This is a genomic window from Streptomyces sp. BR123, assembly GCF_013401435.1.
Classification (GTDB): domain Bacteria; phylum Actinomycetota; class Actinomycetes; order Streptomycetales; family Streptomycetaceae; genus Streptomyces.
Genome location: NZ_JACBGN010000027.1, coordinates 1 through 16,947 on the forward strand (window position 1 = coordinate 1; position 16,947 = coordinate 16,947).

General features: G+C 69.9%; 17 protein-coding genes and 4 pseudogenes. 11 read left to right on the top strand and 10 right to left on the bottom strand.

Annotation, left to right across the window (positions count from 1 at the left end):
• Positions 1–172 precede the first annotated feature (172 nt).
• Positions 173–423: pseudogene (locus tag HYE82_RS37765) on the bottom strand (hypothetical protein); the annotation flags it as partial.
• Between the two features lie 271 nt (positions 424–694).
• Between HYE82_RS37765 and HYE82_RS06905 the strand changes: the two are divergent.
• The 3 genes and pseudogenes from HYE82_RS06905 to HYE82_RS06915 all read left to right on the top strand — a co-directional run.
• Positions 695–1,204 carry a TetR/AcrR family transcriptional regulator gene (locus tag HYE82_RS06905; protein WP_179173047.1) on the top strand — a complete coding sequence of 170 codons (510 nt, stop codon included), beginning with the start codon at positions 695–697 and terminating at the stop codon, positions 1,202–1,204.
• Positions 1,205–1,206: 2 nt separating this feature from the next.
• Complete coding sequence (locus tag HYE82_RS06910) at positions 1,207–1,560, top strand: hypothetical protein (RefSeq protein ID WP_179173048.1); 354 nt, start codon at positions 1,207–1,209, stop codon at positions 1,558–1,560.
• A gap of 289 nt (positions 1,561–1,849) precedes the next feature.
• Positions 1,850–2,568, top strand: a pseudogene (locus HYE82_RS06915) (IS110 family transposase); the annotation flags it as partial.
• A 170-nt stretch (positions 2,569–2,738) separates the two neighbouring features.
• Here the strand turns inward: HYE82_RS06915 and HYE82_RS06925 are convergent.
• Positions 2,739–3,773 (bottom strand): helix-turn-helix domain-containing protein, encoded by a 1,035-nt coding sequence (locus tag HYE82_RS06925; protein ID WP_179173051.1) that lies wholly within the window; start codon positions 3,771–3,773, stop codon positions 2,739–2,741.
• A 117-nt stretch (positions 3,774–3,890) separates the two neighbouring features.
• Between HYE82_RS06925 and HYE82_RS06930 the strand changes: the two genes are divergently transcribed.
• The 6 genes from HYE82_RS06930 (at position 3,891) to HYE82_RS06955 (ending at position 9,306) form a co-directional block, all read left to right on the top strand.
• A complete protein-coding gene (locus HYE82_RS06930) occupies positions 3,891–4,787 on the top strand; it encodes an alpha/beta hydrolase (RefSeq protein WP_179173052.1) in 897 nt (298 codons plus the stop codon).
• Positions 4,788–5,004: 217 nt separating this feature from the next.
• Positions 5,005–6,129, top strand: a complete 1,125-nt coding sequence (locus HYE82_RS06935; RefSeq protein WP_256986979.1) for a serine hydrolase — start codon at positions 5,005–5,007, stop codon at positions 6,127–6,129.
• Positions 6,130–6,236: 107 nt separating this feature from the next.
• The gene (locus HYE82_RS06940) at positions 6,237–6,632 is read left to right on the top strand and encodes a cupin domain-containing protein (protein ID WP_179173053.1); all 396 of its coding nucleotides are present in this window, start codon (positions 6,237–6,239) and stop codon (positions 6,630–6,632) included.
• Positions 6,633–7,128: 496 nt separating this feature from the next.
• Positions 7,129–7,428 carry a hypothetical protein gene (locus HYE82_RS06945; RefSeq protein WP_179173054.1) on the top strand — a complete coding sequence of 100 codons (300 nt, stop codon included), beginning with the start codon at positions 7,129–7,131 and terminating at the stop codon, positions 7,426–7,428.
• A 9-nt stretch (positions 7,429–7,437) separates the two neighbouring features.
• Positions 7,438–7,578, top strand: a complete 141-nt coding sequence (locus HYE82_RS06950; RefSeq protein ID WP_179173055.1) for a hypothetical protein — start codon at positions 7,438–7,440, stop codon at positions 7,576–7,578.
• Positions 7,579–8,079: 501 nt separating this feature from the next.
• Positions 8,080–9,306 carry an SMI1/KNR4 family protein gene (locus HYE82_RS06955; protein ID WP_256986975.1) on the top strand — a complete coding sequence of 409 codons (1,227 nt, stop codon included), beginning with the start codon at positions 8,080–8,082 and terminating at the stop codon, positions 9,304–9,306.
• A 42-nt stretch (positions 9,307–9,348) separates the two neighbouring features.
• Here the strand turns inward: HYE82_RS06955 and HYE82_RS06960 are convergent, their stop codons facing one another.
• The 4 genes from HYE82_RS06960 to HYE82_RS06975 form a co-directional block, all read right to left on the bottom strand.
• On the bottom strand, positions 9,349–9,573 hold the full coding sequence (locus HYE82_RS06960) for a hypothetical protein (protein ID WP_179173057.1): 225 nt from the start codon (positions 9,571–9,573) through the stop codon (positions 9,349–9,351).
• Between the two features lie 432 nt (positions 9,574–10,005).
• On the bottom strand, positions 10,006–10,380 hold the full coding sequence (locus HYE82_RS06965) for a PIN domain-containing protein (RefSeq protein WP_179173058.1): 375 nt from the start codon (positions 10,378–10,380) through the stop codon (positions 10,006–10,008).
• Positions 10,377–10,637, bottom strand: a complete 261-nt coding sequence (locus HYE82_RS06970) for a hypothetical protein (protein WP_179173059.1) — start codon at positions 10,635–10,637, stop codon at positions 10,377–10,379. Before HYE82_RS06970 ends, HYE82_RS06965 begins: the two co-directional genes overlap by 4 nt.
• 345 nt (positions 10,638–10,982) lie before the next feature.
• A complete protein-coding gene (locus tag HYE82_RS06975; protein WP_256986985.1) occupies positions 10,983–11,819 on the bottom strand; it encodes a hypothetical protein in 837 nt (278 codons plus the stop codon).
• Positions 11,820–11,840: 21 nt separating this feature from the next.
• On the opposite strand from HYE82_RS06975, the pseudogene HYE82_RS06980 reads away from it, so the two are divergent.
• Positions 11,841–12,239: pseudogene (locus tag HYE82_RS06980) on the top strand (CBS domain-containing protein); the annotation flags it as partial.
• A gap of 127 nt (positions 12,240–12,366) precedes the next feature.
• Here the strand turns inward: HYE82_RS06980 and HYE82_RS06985 are convergent.
• Positions 12,367–13,173, bottom strand: coding sequence for an NmrA family NAD(P)-binding protein (locus HYE82_RS06985; protein ID WP_179173061.1), 807 nt, complete (start codon positions 13,171–13,173; stop codon positions 12,367–12,369).
• 35 nt (positions 13,174–13,208) lie between these two features.
• On the bottom strand, positions 13,209–14,270 hold the full coding sequence (locus HYE82_RS06990) for an IS630 family transposase (protein WP_309144224.1): 1,062 nt from the start codon (positions 14,268–14,270) through the stop codon (positions 13,209–13,211).
• A 115-nt stretch (positions 14,271–14,385) separates the two neighbouring features.
• Here HYE82_RS06990 and HYE82_RS06995 point away from each other — a divergent pair.
• Positions 14,386–14,649, top strand: a pseudogene (locus tag HYE82_RS06995) (terminal protein); the annotation flags it as partial.
• 230 nt (positions 14,650–14,879) lie between these two features.
• Here the strand turns inward: HYE82_RS06995 and HYE82_RS07000 are convergent.
• Both HYE82_RS07000 and HYE82_RS07005 read right to left on the bottom strand, forming a co-directional pair.
• Entirely contained in the window at positions 14,880–15,686 is an 807-nt protein-coding gene (locus HYE82_RS07000) for an AraC family transcriptional regulator (protein WP_179173083.1), read from the bottom strand.
• Between the two features lie 106 nt (positions 15,687–15,792).
• Entirely contained in the window at positions 15,793–16,602 is an 810-nt protein-coding gene (locus tag HYE82_RS07005; protein ID WP_256986976.1) for an alpha/beta fold hydrolase, read from the bottom strand.
• Positions 16,603–16,947: the final 345 nt, after the last annotated feature.

Sequence of the window (16,947 nt, forward strand, 5' to 3'; positions counted from 1 at the left end):
ATCGAGAGCTGGTACAACTTGCGGAGGCTGCACAGCAGCCTCGGCTACCGCACACCCGCCGACTACGAGGCCGCCCTCGCGGCCTGACCACCACACCGATGGTGTCCGTCAAAGCGGAACAGGCTCAGCACCACCAGCGCCGAGGCGATGGTCTACTGATCGATGACCATGATTATGACCCGCCGTCTGACCCGCTCACGCCCCGCGCGAGCGTGAACCGGCCCGGCGCCGGCTCCGCCAGCCAGCCCCGCGCGACCAAGCGTTTCGCCTTCGACCGCAGCGCCTCCACCTTGGCCGGCACCACGTCCATGCCGAAGGCAGCGGCCATCTCCTGGCAGGTCAGTGGCCCTGGCCGAGGCGGCCCCGGTCCGCGAGCGCGGCCAGGATGCGCTGGTAGTCCGCTGACAGTGCCGTCCGGGCCAACCACGCCGGCGGCCTCCTGGTGGAGTTCACCGGCATCGACCATCGAGTTCGACCTGTAGAAGCCAGGAGCAGCTGTGAGGCATGAACCGTCATGCGACTGAGCACTTCAGATGGCGGCTGAGCGCTCGAGTTGGCAGGTTGAGTACGGAGGGGCAGTTTCGCTAGGCCCGCCATGCGGGCTGCGGCTCGTGAGCTGCGTGGGCCATTCTGCGCGCCGAGTTTAAGAACGGTCGTTCTTGACTGGTCATTCTCAAACTCGTAGGGTCGGGGCATGGGAAGACCACGCGCCTTCGATGAAGGACACGTCATTCGGGCTGCCGCCGAGTTGTTCGCCGCCCACGGTTACGAGGGCACGTCGATCGACGATCTGGTCAATGGCCTCGGCGTGCACCGGGGCAGCCTCTACAAGGTGTTCGGGAGCAAGCGCGGCCTCTACGCCTCTGCTCTGCGCACCCACGTGGAGGAGCAGGTCCGCCCGCTCACGGCCGCCCTCGCCGCGAGCGGCGACCTCGCCCAGGCCCTGGCATCAGCGGCGGCCTCGTACGACAGCGGCCCGGCTGCCGGCCTGCTCCTGCTGGCCGCGGTCGAACGGGCCCCGCACGACCCCGAGATCGCGGAACTGGTCGCCGACGCCTTCCAAGCCCTGGATCAAGCCCTGGCCGACTTCGCCCCGCCCGAACTGGCCCCCGCACTCACCGCGACCGTCCTGGGCGCGCGCATCCGCAACCAGCCCGGGCCCGTGATCAACCTCGCCCGGCACATCCGACCGACAGGAGACTGAGCATGGCCCGCATCACCGTTGAGAACACCGCCCTCATCGTCACAGTCGAGGGCCTGGACAAGCTGTGGGCGCTGAAAAGCCGCCTGGAGATCCCCCTGGCGAATGTGCGTGGCGCGACCCACGACCCCGGCATCATCCGCGACCGCAAGGGTGTACGCGCCCCCGGCACTCATCTCCCCGGAGTCATTACCGCAGGCACCTGGCACCACGAGGGCGAGCGCATCTTCTGGGACGTACGAAACCCCGAAAAGGCGATCGTCATCGAGCTGGCGGACGTGCGATACACCCGGCTGATAGTGGAAGTGGACAACCCGCGAGCGGTGGTCACCCTGATCGAACAGGCAACCACGCGGTAGACGCCTCCGGGTGGCTTCTGAGCGCTGCAGTTGGCGAGAGCCGCCAACTGCAGCGCTCCTTACCGTGTTGGCGGGTTGGTTCCGAATCCTTCGTACGGTCGGGAGACCCAGGGGCCTGGGTGTGGCTGGAAGCGCTCATGCCGTGGTTGTGGCTTTGACTGATTGGCCGCCCAGTGCCCCGCGACGACACGGCCACTCATTGGGATAAGCGAACAGAGATCGCTTCGTAAGGACACGTCGGCGTGGTCGTCTGCAGGGACCAGTCAACCGATCGACGAGGGAGGCTCGGGTGCCCGAGCTCTGGGCGGGGACGGATGCCGGCAAGGCCGCGCATCACTGCACGGTGATCGACACGGATGGAAAGAAGGTGCTCTCGCGCCGAGTACCGAACAACGAGCCCGAGCTCCTGGAGCTGATAGGCGACGTCCTCGCACTGGCCGAGGACAGCACGGTGACCTGGGCCGTCGACCTGAACGCCGGCGGCGGCGCCCTGCTTATCGCTCTCCTGACCAGCCATGGTCAGCGGCTGCTCTACGTTCCTGGCCGAACCGTCCACCATGCCTCCCGTGGCTACCGAGGGGACGGCAAGACGGACACGAAGGACGCCTACGTCATCGCCGATCAGGCACGGATGCGCCGGGACCTGCAGCCTCTGCAGGACTGGGACGAGATCGCAGTGGACCTGAAGATCCTCACCGCCCGCCGCTACGATCTCGCAGCCGACCGCACTCGCGCATCAACCGGATGCGGGCACAGCTCCTGGAGTACTTCCCGGCCCTGGAACGGGCCTTCGACTACGCCGCCTCCAAAGCGGCACTCACCCTGCTGACCGGCTACCAGACACCGGCCGGCCTGCGCCGGGTCGGCCCGAGCCGGCTCGCGACCTGGCTGAAGAACCGGAAAGTCCGTGGCGCCCAGGCCATGGCGGATGCGGCTGTCGCAGCGGCGCAGGCCCAGCACACCGCCGTGGCCGGGGAAGGCACTGCCGCGGCCGTGGTCAACACCCTGACCAGTGTCGAGCGCTGATGCGGATCTGGAATTTTCCTCAGACCCGCTCTTCGCCTCAGTTGCGAGAGCCGCTCACTGACGGGCGGGTGACTCGCAGTGAGTGGATCGACAACTCGTGAGCTCCCCCGAGTCCTGCTGAGTCCTCGTCCAGGTGGCGAGGTGGATCTTGCTCAGTCGTCGAGCAGCCGCCATGCGGTAAGGGCGAGCCTGACTCGTGTCAGCCCGGCGGGTTCGGCGAGTTCGATGTCCAGGGTCTTCGCGATCTGTTCGAGTCGGCGGGCGACGCTGCTGTGGTGCAGATGGAGGAGGTCGGCGGCCCGGCGCAGGGAGCCGGTGGCGCAGTAGGTGTCCAGAGTCTCCAAGTCTTCCGCGTTGCGGGCGATGCGGGCGATGGCGGCCACGTCGGCGTTGCGGCGTGCGGTGTCCTGAGGTACCTCGGCGAGGAGTGCCAGCACACCCAGGTCGGTGTAGCGGATGACGGGTTCGCGCGGGGTGTTGAAGCGGAGGGCGGTGCGGGCTTGCTGCCAGGACCGGTCGGGGCTTTCCGCGGCGCCGATGCCCGCGCGGACGCCTGCCGGGAACCGGGCCCGGTCCACGGTGGTGGCCAGGATGACGCCTACGTCGGCGAGCGGTGCCGCCTTCACGGGGCGGGCGGGGCAGACCAGGCTGCCGATCTGGTCGAGCGGGAGCTGCGAGCGTACGGCGACGACGTGGATCGGCAGGTCGGCCGCGAATCCGAGGAGTCGTAGTGCCCGTGCTCTGGCTGCCTCGTCGCTGTCGGAGCTGATGGCCAGTTCGACGAGGGCGGGGTCGGCCATGGTGGTGCGGGCAGGGCTGTACCGCTCGACGGCTGCCGCCGCAGCGATGGCGAGCCGGTCGAGGAGGACTTCGTCGAGCGGCCCCGGCGGGCCGGGGCGTTCCAGCCACACCGTGCCGATCTCCTCGTCGTCGAGGGTGATCGGCGCTGTGGTGGACGCGGGTGACTGCGGGATTGGCGCTTCCGTGCCGTGGGGCGAGATGCGGGTCGCGCGCCCCGTGCCGTGGAGTCGTATCCCGGCGACACACTCGGCCAGGCCCGCCGAGGCCCGGGCGAGTGCCGGGAGGTCCACCCGTCGGCGCATCAGTGTGTCGTAGAACGCGATGATGCGGATCGCGCCGTCGATGTACGGATCCAGTCCCGACAGCCGTATGGCCAGTGCCTCCATGGCAGAAGGGTAGAAGGAGGGGCGTCAGGACAGGGGCGCCGATCGGTGCGTGATCGGGGCGGGATGCGCGACGGGTGGCGGATGACCCCTCGGGGGACGGCCATGAGGATGGTCGTCATGGATCCCGAACTCGAAGCGTTCATCCCGTTCCTCCCGCACATCGACATGAACGACCCGGTCGCCGCGCGCAAGGACTTCGCGGAACGTGCCGCTGCGGCGCCGGCACCGGACACCTCGGCCATGGAGGTCGAGGACCGCACGGTGCCCGCCGATCCGGACGTGGCGGTCCGGGTCTACCGCCCGCTGCGGGCACGAGGCGCCATCATCTGGCTGCATGGCGGCGGCGGGGTCTTCGGTGACCTGGACACCGAGCATCCGTGGGCTGCCCGGATCGCGGACCTCTCCGGGGCGGTGGTGGTCTCGGTGGGCTACCGCCTGGCACCCGAGCACCCGTTCCCGGCCGCCCTGGACGACGCCTACTCCGTACTCACCTGGACGGCCGCACACGCGGACGAACTCGGCATCGATCCGGAGCGGATCGCGGTCGGAGGGCACAGTGCCGGCGCCGGGATCGCGGCCGCCGTGACGCTGCGGGCGCGTGACGAGCAGGGGCCGGCCATCTGCTTCCAGTTGCTCAACCAGCCGGGCCTTGACGACCGACAGGAAACCTGGTCGGCGCGGAACTTCACCGAAACGCCCTGGTTCGACCGAGACAAGATCACCGCGGCGTGGCGGCACTGTCTGGGCTCGCGGGCCGCCACACCGTACGCCGCCCCCGCGCGGGCCGCCGACCTGTCCGGCCTGCCCCCGGCCCACATCGCCACCGCGGAGCTCTGCCCGAACCGGGACGAGGGCATCGAGTACGCACTGCGCCTGATGCAGGCGGGCGTTTCGGTCGAGCTGCACCAGTGGCCCGGCACGTTCCACGGATCGCAGGCGATCCTCTCCGCCGACGTCTCGCAGCGCCAGAACGCCGAGATCGGCGCCGTCCTGCGCCGCGCTCTCGCCGGATGAGCCACGGATTCCGCGGATACCGGAACGCGCAGGGAGAGTCCCTGTCGCACTCGTCGATCGTGAAAGGACGGACGCCGTGAAGATCCGACTGGTGGTGTGCGCCGGCGTGGCCGCGCTGAGTGTGGGTGCGGGCACGGTGGCAGCGGCTCCCGTGTCCGAGGCCGGAATCGGGCCGACCGGCAGCACGAGCCCGTCCGCCGGCTTCGGCCGCGAGGAGCTGAACTCCGCACTCGACGGGGTGCACCGCGCCGGGATACCGGGGGTGTACGCCGAGGTGCGGGACACCGACGGGACATGGCGTGGCGCTTCCGGCGTCGCCGATGTCAGGACCGGACGTCCTGTCAGCCCGCAGATGCGCCACCGCGTCGGCAGCATCACCAAGACCTTCACCGCCGCCGCGGTCATGCAGCAGGCCGAGCAGGGCCGGATCCGGCTCGATGCACCGATCGGCGACTACCTTCCCGAGCTGGTGCCGGGAGAGCGCGGCAGGAAGATCACGGTCCGGATGCTGCTCAACAACACCAGTGGCCTCCCCGACTACATCCCCTACGCGTTCCCTTCCCTGCAGCGCAACTCGCCCGCAAGTCTGGACGACAACAGGTTCAGGCAGTTCACCCCGGCCGAACTGATCGAAATGGGAGTCACGGCGCCTCCCGCGAGCGAGCCGGGAGCACCCGTTGGGGTGTACTCCAACACCAACTGGCTGCTCCTCGGCCGGCTTCTGGAGCGGGTGACCGGCACCACGGCCGAGAAGTACATCACCCGCAACGTCATCGAACGCGCCGGCCTCCGGCACACCGAGTTCCCGACCGGCCCACGGATCAACGGGCCGCACGCACGCATGTACGAGTCCCTGCACGGCTTGATCGACCCGCCGCGCGACTACAGCGTCTACAACATGTCCTGGACGTGGACGGGTGCCGCTCTGGTGTCGACCATGGAGGATCTCAACCGCTTCTACGCCAAGCTGCTCGACGGCGAGATCGTCAGCAGGTCATCGCTGGCTCAGATGCAGCGCACGGTTCCCGTCATCGCCCTGGACGGATCGGTGATCGAGTACGGCCTCGGTCTGCACAAGGTCGTCATCCCGGGTTGCGGCACCTTCTGGGGCCACGATGGCACGGTCTGGGGGGCCGGAACGATGTCCCTGACCCGGGCCGACGGAAAGCGTCAGATGTCCGTCGCGGTCAATCTCCAGAGGTGGAACGAGCGGGACTCCTCGGGGCAGCCGCAGCGCCACCCCATCGACGACGCCCTGGAGACGCTGTACCAGCAGGCAATGTGCGGCAACTCAAACGCCCGGGCCGAGAACGCCTCGCTGGCCACGGCGCTCGCCCCGTGACCGGAGTGCTGCACGCTCGCCGGCCCAGGCCACGGGCCGCCGACTCACCGGCCACCCCCATGCCACAACTCACCGCTGCAGAACCACCACAGGAAGGACGTCCTGGTATGACTGCCACCCGGATCGAACTGTTCGGATCCCTGGTCCACCTTCACCCAGGCGGCCAGGTACACACCGAGCGGCCCACAGCGGACACCGAGCTCGAGCGGGACGGCTGGCTGCTGATGGTCGCCCGCGCGGAGACCGACGCCGACGTCCACGGCGACCACTGGGAAATCCACACCGAGGCTGACGAGTTCGTCTCCTGCCTTACGGGCGGCATACGTGTCATCCTCCGCCCGGAACGGCCGGGGGACGAGGAGGAGGAGATCAAACTGGGTGCTGGGACCGCGACCATCGTGCCGCGCGGGCGATGGCACCGCCTGGCACTGGACGCCCCTAGCGACATGATGGCCGTCACCCTGCCCCGCGGCACCCACGAGGAGAAGTGGACCGAAGCCTAGGCCGAAGCCTCACACCCGGTCCTCATCCACAACAACGCTCGGCACAGGCGGGCCCGTCGCCCACGTCCCCCCATGGCTCGCCCGTCCCGCCGGGCGGGACCGGCGAACATCGTGGAGGAGATCAGCGGCTGACCGACGCGCGCGCTCGGCCACGCCGACGGGCCCGGTCTTTCTGAGTGTGGAGACCGGGCCCGCCTGTGTAGCCAGCCGGCGTCAGCAGGGTTGAGACGCTCCGCAGGTGCGCTTGCCCAAGCCTCAGGCTTGCCCGCCCGGTGGATCGGTCACCGGGGCAGGCGTGACCGATCTCCTCGCTCATCGGTCAAACCGCAGGTCAGCGCCGTGACCGATCCATGCAACTCCCCGCCGACCGGTCACCGGCCATCGGTCAGCCGCAGCCTCGCCGGGAGACTCCGGCGCGGGGACCGTGACCGACGCCACCCCCGGCCGGGGTGGGCAAGCCACCGGTCGAGGCGGCTTGCCCAGGGACCCCTTGGGCTTGCCCGGACGCAATCCCTACCATGCGCGCGGCCTACGGGAAGCCGCAGCCCGCGCCGGGCGTCGGCCGGAGGTGCTGCCGGAGGACGTGGTGTGGAAGCCGCCCAGCCGGTACGACCACCCGGCCTGGACGGAGGAGATGCTGCGGTCCTGGTTGAAGTGGCTGCGCACGGTGGAGGAGCTGCACGTGGTGTGGCGGGTGTGCGCGGAGTACATCTCCCCGGAGCTGACCGGCAAGCCGGCTCTCACCGCTCTGGGTGTCCTCAGCCGGCGGGTGAACACGGCCGCCCGCGAGCTGTAGGCCCAGGGAATGCCTTTCGTGATCGACGAGGTCAAGCGCACCCGGACCTTCGACCGGTCGGTGGCCGCGATCCTGTTCGACGCCCTCGCCGAACATCCCTTGTGGCTCCGGCTGCGCCACCACAGCAACCCGCCCGCGCTCGGCTCCTGAGCCCAGCCGTCTCCTGCTGGGCAAGCCATCCTCACGGGCGGCTTGCCCAGACTTCCCGGAGGCGCGCAGCTATCCGCGACGCCTGAACAGCCCTCGGGCCTTCGGCACCTGCGCTTCGGCCGCCGTGCCGGCCGCGACGTCCTGCGCTTGGCGCCGCGCCGCCCGCTCCGCCTCCGCACGAGCGACGGCGTGCGTTACGCACGGTGCGCACAGGTCGTCCCACTTCCCGGGCCAACCCGGTGAACACGAACGCGAGGGGCACGTAGGCCGTTTCTGACGGTAGCCCACGCCGTTGCGTTAACGCTGTGATCTGCGGGGCAAGAGGGTTGGGCGAGGCAATGAGGTCACGGTAGCCCGGCCGGTCACGCGCGCTGTGGCACCGGCCGGGAGCCGAGCGATTCAACCCAAAAAATGCCGAAGCGTCAGTCAGTGGGCGGGGCAGACCCCGAGCGGTGCCAGGTCCCAGTCTCAATGTCGGTGGGGGATGTCATCCTCGGCTCCATGGATCACTCTGCGCGGATCACCGCGTTCACAGGTCTCGTCGGACCGCCGCCCGGCCCGGCGCCCGGCCCGGCGCCCGCCGTCGACTGGGCGGCGGTCGAGGGCTGGCTCGGCACCCCGCTGCCCGGTGACTACAAGGCGCTCGTGTCGGCGTACGGTGCGGCCGAGATAGGCGGCCCGGGTGCGGCGATCCGGCTGCACCCCCCGTGCGTCAGCACCGACGGCCGCTTCGAGTACGCAGCATGGATCGTCGAGACGCACCGGCACTCGGCGATCCGGCCCGGCATGTTCACCGCGCGTCGGCGCCCCTTCCTGCCCGAGGAGGGCGGCCTGCTCGCCTTCGCCACGACGAGGAGCGGCGACCACCTCTTCTGGAACACGGGCGCGTCGGACGACCCCGACGAGTGGCCGGTCACGCTCGTGACCACGAATGTGGAAGTCGGGGTGAGCGAGCCCTGGGTGGACTACGAAGTCCCGTTCTTGGAACTGCTGTTCACGCTGCTGCGCACCGGCGTGCCGCACCCGGGCGAGCCCGGCGGGCTGCTGGGCCCGCTGTCCTCACAGATACGGGTCTGGCCGCCGCTGGCCGGGGCCGCACCCTGGTCGCCACCGCCTGGGGGCACCGCCGTGGACGCGCGGCAGCACGCGGCGCTCACCGAGGGTTCGGGCCTCGACGCCGTCATGGCGCTGGTTCCACCGCCCCTGGAGCCGTACCTGGGCGAGGGCACATGGGAGCAGGTCTTCGAGCGGCTCGGCACCCGGCTGCCGCCGGACTTCGTGGCACTCGCGGAGCGGTACGGGGCGGGCAACTGGAGCGGGTGGCTGGACATGAGCGCCCCACTGTCCCTGGACCGGCCACGGGAGCAGGGGCTCGCGGCCACCGTCGAGGGCATGCTTGACGGATACCGCCAACTGCGCGCCGCCCATCCCCAGTACTACCCGATGCCCGCGTGGCCCGAGCCCGGCGGCTTCCTGCCGTTCGCGTCGACGATCGACGGGGACCAGATCGGCTGGTGCGCGGACGGCCCGCCCGAGACATGGCGCGTAGCCGTCAACCCACGCCACTGCGACCAAGGACCGCCCCTGCCAGGCGACTTCACGGCAACCCTGCTCACGTGGTTGCGCGGCGGCCCCGCCGAATCCGGCTTCCCTGGTCTGACCGGCCGGGACCTGCATCCGCTGAACATCATGTTCTTCGAACCGTTCGGGCCGGGCGCGCCGTGGTGAAGGCCCCTCGTCACCACGGGCTGGGGCCTCAGCACCGTTGCGTCAGGGCCATGAGCGGCTTTTGAGGCCGTGGGCGAAGAACGCGACGGTGGTGCGGACGGTGTAGTTCTGGGCCAGCCACACCCGTGTTGAGCACAAGGCCGTCAAGCGGGCGTAACCGGCCGAGTCCAGCCACTTCACGTCCTTGCCGCGTACGAGGTGCGGGCCGGCCTCGAACGACCCAGTCACCGTGCCCGGGGCGGGGCCGAGAACCTGCCGTCGGGCCACCGGATCGCTCACTCCGAACCGGGACCCGGCCCAGCGGTAGAAACGCGCTGATCGCGATCAGGTCGTCCAGCACCATCCCGCCGGCCACGCGCCGGATATTGGCCTCGTCGGTCATCCGCCAGAACTTGAACCCGGCGACATCCTCCTCGTCGGCGTCGTGCCAGGCCCGGCCCGCCGCATCAAGGAATCCCAGCCAGACGGCTCGCTGCTGCCTGCCCTGACCCGCACCGGAGCACCAGACACCGACCCGCGGCCAGGCCTCTTGCTGCTGATCGACAAGGCCCCCACGCTCCTGCCCAGCCGGATATGCAACCGGCTCGACGCCGCAGTCCAGGCCTGCCAGAACGGGCAACCCGTGTACCTGCACGACGGGCATGCGTCCTTCTGGCTCCGCCCGCGCTGCAGGGAGAGACACAGGTTTCTGCCAGAGCGCTACCGCGGGTCGAGCGGGTAGACCCCTGTGCCCTCGTACGCCTCGGGGGTCAGGGAGAGTACGGTGACCGGCTCTCCCGACTTCGCCGCCTGCCAGGCGAGTGCCGCCGGATGCGTCACCGTCCAGTCGGTGGCCGGCCAGGAGCCGGCATCCAGGGCGTGGGCCGCGGTGAAGGGCACGGTCTCGGCGAAGCGCAGGCGCGCGGCGTGCGAGCCGGCGCCGGGCATCGTGCGCTCGGCGGCGAGGACAGAGAGGGCCGGGATCAGGACCCGACCGGTGCCCCGGGACGATTCGATGTACAGGCCGGTGAGGAACGGGTCGGCCTGGTAGAGGGCGACGAGCGCCGTGTGATCGAAGACAGCCGTCAGGTTCACGCGGCGGCGCCGCCCTGATGGGCGCGGATCTTGTCCCAGGCCGACTGGCCAGCCTGCTGCACCTGCTCGGTGTACTCCAGCCCCAGCTCCGCCGCAGCCTCCAGCGCCCGCTGCTCCTGCTCCGCCCGAGTCAGCCGACTCTGGGCAAGCTCATCCAGGAGCTCGGTGATCGTCGTGCCGCGTTCCTTCGCGAGGAGGCGCAACCGGTCCCGCGTCGCCTCGCTGGTCTTGATGCTGGTGGGATTCCCGCTGCTCATGAAAGATGATTCTACCGCCGGTAGAACTTCGCCGTCCACAACTTGCTCAGCGGCGTGAGAGGGGTGCCCATCGTCAAGCTGAGCAAGGCCGCCAGGGCTACCACGAAAGGAACCGGCGCCGGAGCTGTGCGACCCGCGGGCGATCACCGCTGTCGCCGGCGGTCTTCTGCGAGCCCCCTGCCGGTCAGGGCACTTTTGCTGCCAACACATCCGTGCCAGCCTGGGCGGCCAGGTGCCCTGACATCGCCCGGGCAAGGAAGGCCAGGTCAGCGGTGGTCTGCTGGCCGGTCCGCCGGCCTTGGGCGGCAGTCATCGGCTGTGTCGGCCGTGGTGGTGCGGGCCATGTCAGCTGACCTCCTTCCCGCCGTCGATCACGGTGAACAGTCGGTCATAGGAGCCGAGCTCACGTTGCTCGACCTCGACCAGCGGACCGGAATCGACGGAGCGGATGTGACCGGCGGGCCGTAGGCGGTGGTGTTCCTGCCGCATGATCCGGCCGCTGTCGGCGTGCTCGGGGTCGGTGATGGTCTGGTGGCGGGCCCGGCAGCGGGGGTGCTCGGCGACGGTCTCCCCGCCGGTCGCAAGGACGATCACCTTCTCGTTGTCGGAGAGGACGGTGACCTGGTGGCCGGTCGCGGACGGGTCGACGGAATAGTCGCAGGTGTCCACGCGGACGTAGTGGTCGCGGCCGAGGCGGACCTGGAAGCGCCACCAGGTCGGCGGGTCGACGGCCGGAAGGGTCAGCATCTGGGCCCGGTCGACTTCCCACCGGTCGGCCGGACGGGCGCCCAGAGTGCGGTGGACTCTGCGGTTGGCGACCTTCAGCCAGGCGGCCAGCTGGGTGTTGAAGTCGCCAGGGCCGCTGAAGTGCCGGCCGGGCAGGAACGAGGTCTCCAGATAGCCGTTCGCCCGCTCCACCAGGCCTTTCGCTTCCGGATCGCAGGGCCGGCACAAGTAGATCTTCGTGGCGAGCAGGCCCGCGAACGCGGCGAAATCCGAGGGCGGGCTGCCGCGGCCGACGCCTGCTTCGTTGCCCCAGACCAGCATCTTCGGGACCGCACCCCACTCGGTCAGCAGCCGCCAGTGCCCGTCGATCAGGTCCCCGGTCCGCCGCGAGGGCAGCATCCGCGCCGCGATCACCCGCGAATACCCGGACACCATCACCAGCACCGGCACCGGCATCCGCCCGGACTGCCCGCTTACAGTCCCGAACTCGGCAAGCGGCCCGTCGGCGAGATCATGGTCCCCTTCCAGCGCATGATCACCGTCCCCGCCAGCATCACCCCCCGGCAGCTGGAGCGCACCGCCGCAGACCACGGGTTCTCACGCCTGCCGGTCACCGGCGAGGACGGCGCGGTCCTGGGCTACCTCCACCTCAAGGACGCCCTCGCCGCCGAACACCGCGACCGCCCCTTCCCCCGCACGGCACTGCACCCCATCACCAAGGTGGCCCTCGACACACCCCTGGACGACACCATGACCGCCATGCGCAACGCCGGCACCCACCTCGCCGCCGTCACCGGCACCCAGGGCAGCGTCCTCGGCTTCGTCACCATGGAAGACGTCCTGGAGGAACTCTTCGGCGCCGCCGCCGACATGTAGCCGGCACCCCGGCAGCGACGGAACGCATGGCGTTGGTCGGGTGACGCCCCAACCCTTACACCGGCCGCCCTCTCGGGCTTCCGCGGCGTCCGAGGTCGGCGGCGTAGCCGCCTCGCCCGGCACATGCCTAGAAGCGGTCCGCGTGCTCGGCGGCCCGCTGCGCGAACGTACGGGCCGGGCGGCCGGTAATCCGCTCGACGGTGTCGACGACGGTCGTGGAGTCGCCGGTCGGGGTGGCGTACCAGCCCACCACGTACTCCGCGTCCGCCCGGGAAACGCCGGTGGCGGTCAGCCGGTCGAGAGCCTGTTCGTGCGTGATCGGCACGAAGTCGATGGCCCGGCCGGTCACCCGGGACAGGATGGCGATGCGCTCGCGCGGGGTCAGTGATTCGGGCCCGGTGAGGTTGTAGGCGCGTCCCGCGTGCTCGTCGTCGACGAGTGCGGCGGCCGCTACCGCCGCGATGTCCGCCTCGTGGACGAGCGCGCTGGGAAAGTCGTACGGTTCCCGCACAACGCCCTCGGTCCGTACCGATTCGGCCCAGCCGAGGGTGTTGGACATGAACTCCTGCGGTTCCAGGCGGGTCCACTCCACCCCGGATTCCGCGACCGCCTGCTCGACCGGCCCCACGCCGCCGCCCCACAGCACGGTGATCCGCCGCACCCCCGCGTCGACGGCCCGCCGCACCAGCTCGGGCCCGACCTCGGCGAGCCCCGCCGTCACGGTGATGTGCAGTCGGGTGGCACCGGCAAGAGCCGCGTCCAGCCCCGCCGGTGCCGTGTGCGTGCCCGGCACGATCTCCACCCCGGCCGGCAACCTCCCCGCGGCTGCGGCCGGGTCACGGGTCAGCGCCCGTACGGGCTCACCCCTGCGGACCAGCTCCGCCACGATATGCCGCCCGGTGTTCCCGGTGGCCCCTGTCACGAGTGTCGTCACAGTCGATCTCCTTTCGTCGGCACAGACGCTATTGATCAGAAACTCAAAGTGTTCTCTTCGAGGGTGTAGCGGACGTGCGGGCCGTGGAAGTAGCCGCGGACGATGTGCGGCTGGCGCTGACGGCGGTGGAAGAACCGTCGGGCCTCGCTGGCGAGTTGGGCCTGGGTACGGGCTTTGCTGCTCGCGGGAAGGCTCCGTTTGAGGTCGGCGTTGACGAGCTCGTCGGGGTTGAGTTCGGGCGAGTACGACGGCAGGAAGTGCAGCTCGACCTGGTCGGCGTGATCGGCCAGCCAGTCGCGGACCGTGCGGGACCGGTGGGCTGAATGCCGGTCCACCACGAGGTGGATCTTGCGGTCGAAGTGGCCGGCGAGGCGGTCGAGGAACCGGCACATCACGTTCGCGTCGAAGCTCTCGGTGAACACCATGAAGTGCATGCGGCCCTTCGTGCTGATCGCCGACATCGCGTTCACGGAGATCCGGTTCCCGGTCCGCCGGACGATCGGGGTGCGGCCCCGCTCGCCCCAGGTACGGCCGCTGACCTGGTCGGAGCGGATGCCGACCTGGTCAGCGAAGAGGACCTCGCCGCCCTCGGCCTTCGCCTTCGCGCGGATCGCCGGCCAGGTCTCCTCCAGCCAGACCCGCACCGCCTCCGGGTCCTGCTCGATCGCCCGCTTGTCGGGCCGCTGGAACGACAGCCCCCACCGCTTGAGGTACTTGCCCACCCCCGGCTCGGTCAGCCGCACCCGGTACAACTTCGCGATCAGTACGCCGACCTGGCCACGCGTCCATAGCTGCCCGGACAACCCAAGGTCGCAAGGGCGGTGATCGAGTACCGCCTGGCGAAGGGCCGCCTGCTCGGCCTCTGACAGCACCTGATGCTCGCCCACGCGCTTGCCCCGCGGGCGAGCGGTCAGCGCGTCACGCCCGCCGACCAGCCATTTCGCCCACCAGCCGTCCACCGCCTTCAGCGAGACCTTGAACACCGCCGCAACCTCCGCACGGTCGCGGCCCTCCACCAGCGCGGCCACCGCCCGCAGCCGCAACGCTTCCTGCGCCGTCGGCGACAGGTGTCGCGCGTCCCCCACCAGATCGCTCACACCACTACAACGACCCAGAACCCCAACCGTTTCGGATCAATAGGACCTCGACCGGACTTGAGGTCAACCCCCGTTCTGCCGGGGGCTACCGGCTCTGCTGGACTTCCTTCGCGAAATGATGGTGGACGTCACGGCGTACTTCGGATTCGTCGGCAAGGGCAGCTCGGGCGACGGCCGCGAGCGCTCCATCACCACGGACATCTCATCCACCTACGCCAAGCAGGCCCTGGAGCTCCCGGCAGCCGGAGCGACGGAGGAGGACCTGCATCCGCTCGTTGCCGAGGCCATCACCGAGTCCTATTTCACGGAATGGGGCACCCGAGCCGCCGGCCTGCGCGCGGATTTCACACACGTTGTGCCCATAGAATTCCGGTTCTGACACGGCCGAATTCCGGAGCTGCCATAAACCGTATTTGAGCCGAAGCACGGTAGTCGTCACCAAGGCAGGCTTGTTGTCACCGACCGGTGTGACGTTGACCGACCGGCACATGGATCACTGTCCTGTCGCATTGGATCTGCCGGCTTCCTACCCGTTCTCGTTCGTGCTGTCCGATTCCCATCCGGGCACGTCCTGAGGGCCGCCGCCTGCTCCGTTCGTGGAACCTGTGCTCACCTTGCCGGGCCCTGACGAACCGCAGACGGCGACGGCGGCAGGTCGGCGAACGAAGTCGGCCACGCGACGTCGTCGATCGCGAGCCACGGCGCAGCGGCCACGGCGGTGGGCGTCACCCCGGTAAACGCCTTGACCTCGCGGTGGAGGTGGGACTGGTCGGCGTAGCCGCTCGCGGCCGCCACCCGAGCGGTGGCGTCACCCGCCGCGAGAAGGTGGGCGGCGTGGTCGAAGCGCACCAGCTGGGCGGCGCGCTTGGGAGTGAGACCGATCTGGGACCGGAAGCGGGACCACAGGCGCTTACGGCTCCATCCCACCTCGTTCGCCAGGCCGTCGACCCGCACCCGTCCCCGGCTGGTGAGCATCCGCCGCCAGGCAGCAGCGATCTCCGGATCGAGCGGCGGGTGGGCGTCCAGCCTTCGGCCAAGGGCATCAGCCGCGATCGTGAACCGTTCGTCCCACGACGTGGCGGCGCGCAACCTGTCCTCGACTCGCCCGGCGTCGCGACCCCAGACATCCTCCAGGGAGACCACCGTCCCGACGAGCTCGGTCGATGCGCTGAGCACTGCAGCCGCCACGACCGGCGACAACCGAATCTGGAGGCACCGGACCGCCTCGGCCGTCCGGCCGCTGATCCGGAGGTCGCCCGGGATCAGCCCGACGACCGCGCTGCCGCGTTCGCGCCGGCCGTGGGCGTCGTAGACGAGGCCGTCTCCTTCGCTCAGGTCCACGAACAGGGTGACCGACGGGTGCGCGACCATGGCGATGTCCACGAGCGCCGGGACGCGTTGACCGAACCCGGCCATGCTGATCCCGGGCAGTCGCTTTGACTGCCGGGGGATCGCGACCTCCACCGCCGTCCAGTCAGGTGGTGACTCCGTGGCCCACACTGCACCAGGGTACCGATCGGTGTCAGCGGCCTGCCGCCGCGAAGGCCAGCAGCAAATCACCGGTCGCCTCCGGCGCTTCGAACATGGGTAGGTGTCCGATGTCGGGCAGTTGCTCGACGCGAGCGTTCGGCACCGCGTCGTAGTGGTGTGCCGAGGACGGATCCCAGCGGCGGTCGGCAGCGCCGAAGATCACCAGGACCGGGACGTCGAGGGCGATGAGGCGCTCGGGCACGCTCCGCTCGGCGATGTACGCGGCGTTTCGGCGAAGCACCGTCCTCAACGTGCGATAGTCGATGCCCCGGACCTCGGCGACCAGGTCGTCCGGGATGTCCACCGGGCGGTTGCATACCGCGGTCACGCCCCTGCGGAGCATCGCGTCCGAGCGGATCGGCCAGAGGAGCGGGCCCAGCGGCGGGGCAATCAGCATCCGAAGGAGGACGGGCTGCGGAAGGAGCGCCTCGGGACTCGGGCCGCTGCTGATCAGTGCGAGCGAACCGATCAGGTCAGGGCGCTGTTCGGCAAGCGCGGTGGCGATGTATCCACCGCTGGAGTGCCCGGCCACGGTGACCGGACGAAGACCGAGCTCGTCGAGCACCGCGGCCAAGCGGCCCGCCTGCTCAGGCACGTCGTACGACGGCACGGGCGAGGACTGGCCGTGACCCGGGAGGTCGACTCGGATGACGTGATACCGGTCGGCGAGTGCCGGCAGCACCGGGCTCCAGGAGGCGCCCGAGAATCCCGATCCGTGGATGAGCACCAGCGGCGGCGCCTGCCGCGGGCCGTAGTGGACCACATGCATCCCGTGCAAGCGCGTGACGTCGTCATGTCTCATGTACGGGACGATGCCTGCGCTGACGGCTATCAGTCTTGTACAAATGTCGTCGCGAGGCTGACGCTCGCCGGACACCTCTGCCTCCACGGCGAGCGGGACTTCCACGAAGGCCAGGCCGTTGGAGAACTCGGCCGTCGGCAGTCTCCAACCATCTGGCATTCATGCAGGTCAACGAGTCGCTACCTCTTGAGGCATCGGGTGGTGGGGCGGCCGTCCCGCCGGCAGCGGCTCGTCGTGCCGTAGTCGCTCATCCACGCGTGTGTGCGCTCCGCCACTCAGCGCTTGCCCGCCGGGACGGGGGGCGGCAACGCCCTTGCGGCGGTGCAGCGCTCCTCTGGCGCGTGG

What these genes read in the sequence shown, in the direction of transcription:
- HYE82_RS06950 (WP_179173055.1), top strand. Translation starts at nt 7,438, where the DNA reads ATGCCTTTCGTGATCGACGAGGTCAAGCGCACCCGGACCTTCGACCGG.
- HYE82_RS06940 (WP_179173053.1), top strand. Translation starts at nt 6,237, where the DNA reads ATGACTGCCACCCGGATCGAACTGTTCGGATCCCTGGTCCACCTTCAC.
- HYE82_RS06970 (WP_179173059.1), bottom strand. Translation starts at nt 10,637, where the DNA reads ATGAGCAGCGGGAATCCCACCAGCATCAAGACCAGCGAGGCGACGCGG.
- HYE82_RS07005 (WP_256986976.1), bottom strand. Translation starts at nt 16,602, where the DNA reads ATGAGACATGACGACGTCACGCGCTTGCACGGGATGCATGTGGTCCAC.
- HYE82_RS06910 (WP_179173048.1), top strand. Translation starts at nt 1,207, where the DNA reads ATGGCCCGCATCACCGTTGAGAACACCGCCCTCATCGTCACAGTCGAG.
- HYE82_RS06905 (WP_179173047.1), top strand. Translation starts at nt 695, where the DNA reads ATGGGAAGACCACGCGCCTTCGATGAAGGACACGTCATTCGGGCTGCC.
- HYE82_RS06975 (WP_256986985.1), bottom strand. Translation starts at nt 11,819, where the DNA reads ATGCCGGTGCCGGTGCTGGTGATGGTGTCCGGGTATTCGCGGGTGATC.
- HYE82_RS06930 (WP_179173052.1), top strand. Translation starts at nt 3,891, where the DNA reads ATGGATCCCGAACTCGAAGCGTTCATCCCGTTCCTCCCGCACATCGAC.
- HYE82_RS06925 (WP_179173051.1), bottom strand. Translation starts at nt 3,773, where the DNA reads ATGGAGGCACTGGCCATACGGCTGTCGGGACTGGATCCGTACATCGAC.
- HYE82_RS07000 (WP_179173083.1), bottom strand. Translation starts at nt 15,686, where the DNA reads ATGGCCGGGTTCGGTCAACGCGTCCCGGCGCTCGTGGACATCGCCATG.
- HYE82_RS06955 (WP_256986975.1), top strand. Translation starts at nt 8,080, where the DNA reads ATGGATCACTCTGCGCGGATCACCGCGTTCACAGGTCTCGTCGGACCG.